The sequence below is a fragment of the Candidatus Protofrankia californiensis genome, from assembly GCF_900634765.1.
Classification (GTDB): Bacteria; Actinomycetota; Actinomycetes; order Frankiales; family Frankiaceae; genus Protofrankia; species Protofrankia californiensis.
The window spans coordinates 6,340-10,536 of sequence record NZ_CAAAFT010000268.1 but is presented as its reverse complement, the minus strand read 5'-3'; the positions used below and the strand labels follow the sequence as shown (position 1 = coordinate 10,536).

Genomic DNA, 4,197 nt, shown 5'->3' with positions numbered 1-4,197 from the left:
GATCACGTCCGGGCACCTGTCCCCCGGCCTGCAGACCGGCTACTGCGCGGACACCGGCGGCGGGTGGAGCCGGGCGCTGGTCGTGCACCGCTCGCAGCTGCATCCGGTGCCGGCGGACCTGCCGGACGAACGGGCGGTGCTGGTCGAGCCGCTCGCCTGCGCCGTGCACACCGCGTTGCGAGCCCGCCCCGCCGACGGCGACCGGGTGCTGATCATCGGTGCGGGCGCGGTGGGGCTGTTCACCCTGCTGGCGCTGCGCGCCTACACCAAGGCCGGTCCGGTGACCGTGGTCGCCAAGCATCGCCGGCAGGTGGAGCTGGCCCGGCGCTTCGGCGCGGACGAGATTCTCCCGCCGGCGTCCGCCGTCGGCGGGGTGCGCCGCGGCACCCGCGCGCTGCGGCTCGATCCGGAGGTCGGCCCGCCCTACCTGCTGGGTGGGGTGGACGTCGCGATCGACTGCGCGGGCAGCGCGTCGTCGCTGTCGACGGCACTGCGCACCACCCGGGCGGGCGGGCGGGTCGTGCTGTCGGGGGTTCCCACCGGTTCGGTCGATCTGACCCCGTTGTGGTTCCGTGAGCTGGAGCTGGTGGGCACCTACGCGTCGAGCATCGGCACGGACGACCGGACGGACTTCGACCGGGCCCTGGAGCTCGCGGCAACCGCGCCGCTGGACGGGATCGTGTCGGCCACCTACCCGCTGGACCGCTGGCGGGACGCGTTGGACCACGCGCTCGCGGCGGGGCGGCTCGGAGCGGTCAAGGTCGCCTTCGACCTGATGACGCCGTGACCCCTGATGACGCCGTGACAAGGCGCAGGCGGGGCCTGTTAGCAGGCACTATGACGTCTGCTGGGACGCTTATTCCATGGAGCCGGCGACAACCCAGTGTCGTTCGGACGAAACCGCGCGTGAGGGGATCGCACAGGTGAGACCGGGGTTCGTGCTCGAAGTCGATGGGCGGACTCCTCCGCTGCTCGTACACCAGGGTGAGGGGTTCGGGCTGGAACGCTTTCCGCTCGGCACCCGGGTGGTCTACCCACCGGAGTCGCTTCCGGCGCTGGCGGACGTTGACGGGGCGATCAGCCGGGCGCTGGCCGAGCCGGAGAACAGCGAGCCGTTGCGGGCGCTGCTGCGTCCGGGGATGCGTCTGACGATCGCCTTCGACGACCTGTCGATTCCGCTGCCGCCGATGCGCCGGCCTGACATCCGCCAGCGGGTGATCGAGCAGGTGCTGACGATCGCGGCCGAGGTTGGCGTCGACGACGTGGTGCTCATCGTGGCGAACGCCCTGCACCGCCGGATGACCGCCGCCGAGATCGAAAGGGCCGTCGGGGAACGGGTGTTCCGCTCGTTCTGGCCGGACAACCTCTACAACCACGACGCCGAGGACAGGGACAACCTCCTGCACATCGGCCTGACCGAGAACGGCGAGGACGTCGAGATCAACCGGCGGGCCGCCGAATCGGATCTGCTCGTCTACGTCAACGTCAACCTGGTGGCCATGGACGGCGGGCACAAGTCGGTGCCGATCGGGCTGGCGTCCTACAACAGCCTGCGCCACCATCACAACAGTCACACGATGGTGCACTCGCGGTCGTTCATGGACCACACCCGCTCGGCCATGCATTCCTCGGCATGGCGGATGGGCCGGCTGCTCGCCGACCATCTGAAGATTTTCACGGTGGAAACGACCGTGAACAACGCCTCGTTCCCGTCCCGTTACGCCTTCTTCACGAAGCGGGAGTGGGAATGGTCCGTGCGTGACCAGGCGATGGCGTTCGGGATGTCGCGGGGCCTGGCCGCCATGCCGGTGCGTCCCCGCCGCAGACTCTTCCAGGACCTGGTCGCGGACTATGGCGTCACCGGCGTGCATGCGGGCGAGACCGAAGCCGTGCATGCCAAGACGCTCGCGAACGTGCACCGCCAGCAACTCGTCGAGGTGAACGGGCAGAGCGACGTTCTCGTCGTCGGTCTGCCGTATCTCGGGCCGTACAACGTCAACTCGGTGATGAACCCGATCCTCGCGATGTGCCTGGGCCTGGGTTATTTCTTCAACATGTACCGGGGGCAGCCGCTGGTGCGCCGCGGCGGCGCGATGATTCTCTACCATCCGGTGACGCCGGAGTTCTCCCAGCTGCATCACCCGTCATATGTGGACTTCTTCGAGGAGGTTCTCGCCGAGTCCACCGATCCGGCGACGATCGAGGCGACCTTCGAGAAGCAGTACGCGACCGACCCCTGGTACACCCACCTGTACCGTACGTCCCACGCCTACCACGGCGTGCACCCGTTCTACATGTGGTATTGGGGTGCGCACGCCATGGACCACCTGGGGGACGTGGTGTGGGTCGGCGGTGACCGGGCGGCATGCGCGCGGATGGGTTTCCGGGCCGCGTCCACCCTGGCTGACGCGCTCGAGATGGTCTCGGCCACGGTGGGTCGTGATCCGTCCCTGACCTACCTGCACTCCCCGCCGCACGCCATCGCGGACGTGCGGTGATGGCACCCCGCATGCGGCAGAGCCTGGCCGGGGTGGGTCTGCGTGACATGGCGCGCGGCTGGCGGTGGGCGGCGCGCCCACCGGTCCCCCGCTCGGCCGAGCCGCACCAGCCGCCACCGCTGGCACGTGAGTTCCCCACCTCGTGGGCGCGGACACCGGCGATGCGGGCGGCCCGGGTCGCCGCCCTGGAGCTCGGGATGCGACCCATGCTGGACGCGAACCTGTCACTGTCGGTGGCAGGGTTGGACGCGATCGAGGGGCTGCGCACTCCCGCGGTCTTCGTGTCGAACCATTCCAGCCATCTGGACGCGCCGCTGCTGCTGTGTGCGCTGCCGAGGAAGGTGCGGGATCACACCGCGGTGGCCGCCGCCGCCGACTACTTCTTCGACAGCTGGTGGCGGGGTCTGGGCACGGCCTTCCTGTTCGCGACCGTGCCGATCGAACGCCGTGGCGGCTCGCCGTCGACAGCACCCGCCGACCTGCTCGCCGACGGCTGGAATCTCATCATCTTCCCGGAGGGGACCCGCTCGAAGGACGGCCAGCTCGCCCGGTTCCGGTTCGGCGCGGCACATCTGGCGATCACCTGTGGGGTTCCGGTGGTGCCGGTCGGGATCCGCGGCAGTTTCGGTGCGATGCCGCGCGGCCGGGCCTGGACGATTCCAGGCCGGCCCGGGGTATCGGTACGGTTCGGCCGGCCCATGCACCCCGTCGACACCGACATCCGGTCTTTCACCAGCCGTATCTTCGCCGAGGTGTCCCGGTTGATGGATGAGGACGCCACGTCCTGGTGGGATTCGTTGCACGCGGCGCCTGCCCTGTCGCCCACGCCGGCCCGGTCTGCACGCTCTCCCCAGAAGGCTCATTGGCGACGGGTCTGGGAAGCTACCGAACCGGTGGGATCTGCTAGGACGGCGTCCCCGTGGAACGCTGCACGCCGCGGATCCGCAGGCTCGGAGGGTTCTCCGGGGCCGGCTTCAGGGAGGTCTCAGGAGCGTGGTGGCACCGATGCGACAGGCATTCGTACGTCCTCTCGCTGATCCCCCGTGATCCTCTCGCGATCTTCTCGCTGAATGTGAGAACGGTCATATGTGGCCGAAAATGTGGATAACTCTGTTCACGGCGCGGTGGGTATCCACCGTGCCGCTGGGGACCACCTGTGGGTAACCGGAGACCGGCTGGACACCCCTGATGTCAAGAGTTGATTCCAGGTTCCGCAGGCCCGTCACTGGATCCATGGACCTGCGCAACCGGCCCCGCCGCTCGCACCCGCAGCACCGCTCGAACCGGGGTACCGACACCGTTGTCGCCAGCGGGCCCCACCCGTCAGCCCCCGGATCACTGCCATCGCCTTCCAGGGCACTGCCACCGAGCGTGGCCCGGGTGGCCGATCGGACCCGCCTGTCCGCGGAGCTGCTGGCCGCGCTCCTCGACGTCCAGGAACGCACCCGGGTGTCACTGGACGACATCGAACTCGCCGACGCCCTCGCCGACCGGCTGCTCGCCCGCCGCCGCGACCGCCTCCACCTCGCCGCCGCCACCTAAAGCGCCGGCCATGTAACCACACGTCTCCTGCTGAACGGTCGCATGCGTCGATGAGCGCCAGCCACCGGAGAAGATCGGCACGAGTTTGTCGCCGTGTACGCTAATGCGGCCAAAAAGCGTACACGGCGACAAACTCGTTTGGATCATGAGCCATGCG

General features: G+C 69.1%; 4 protein-coding genes. All 4 read left to right on the top strand.

Annotated elements, in window-relative coordinates; translation table 11 throughout:
* On the top strand, positions 1 to 787 hold a 787-nt coding region (locus DD1DGNOD_RS29495; protein WP_241255731.1), incomplete at its 5' end, for a zinc-dependent alcohol dehydrogenase.
* A gap of 151 nt (positions 788 to 938) precedes the next feature.
* Complete coding sequence (locus tag DD1DGNOD_RS14770; protein ID WP_346434329.1) at positions 939 to 2,498, top strand: lactate racemase domain-containing protein; 1,560 nt, start codon at positions 939 to 941, stop codon at positions 2,496 to 2,498.
* Complete coding sequence (locus DD1DGNOD_RS14765) at positions 2,498 to 3,535, top strand: lysophospholipid acyltransferase family protein (RefSeq protein ID WP_131770395.1); 1,038 nt, start codon at positions 2,498 to 2,500, stop codon at positions 3,533 to 3,535. The genes DD1DGNOD_RS14770 and DD1DGNOD_RS14765 overlap by 1 nt, the downstream gene beginning before the upstream one ends.
* 343 nt (positions 3,536 to 3,878) lie before the next feature.
* Positions 3,879 to 4,040: a hypothetical protein gene (locus DD1DGNOD_RS14760; protein ID WP_346434328.1), complete on the top strand. Its 162-nt coding sequence runs from the start codon at positions 3,879 to 3,881 to the stop codon at positions 4,038 to 4,040.
* The last annotated feature ends 157 nt before the right edge of the window (positions 4,041 to 4,197 follow it).

Excerpts from the sequence above, each read along its gene's own strand:
- DD1DGNOD_RS14765 (WP_131770395.1), top strand. The coding sequence starts at position 2,498 with ATGGCACCCCGCATGCGGCAGAGCCTGGCCGGGGTGGGTCTGCGTGAC.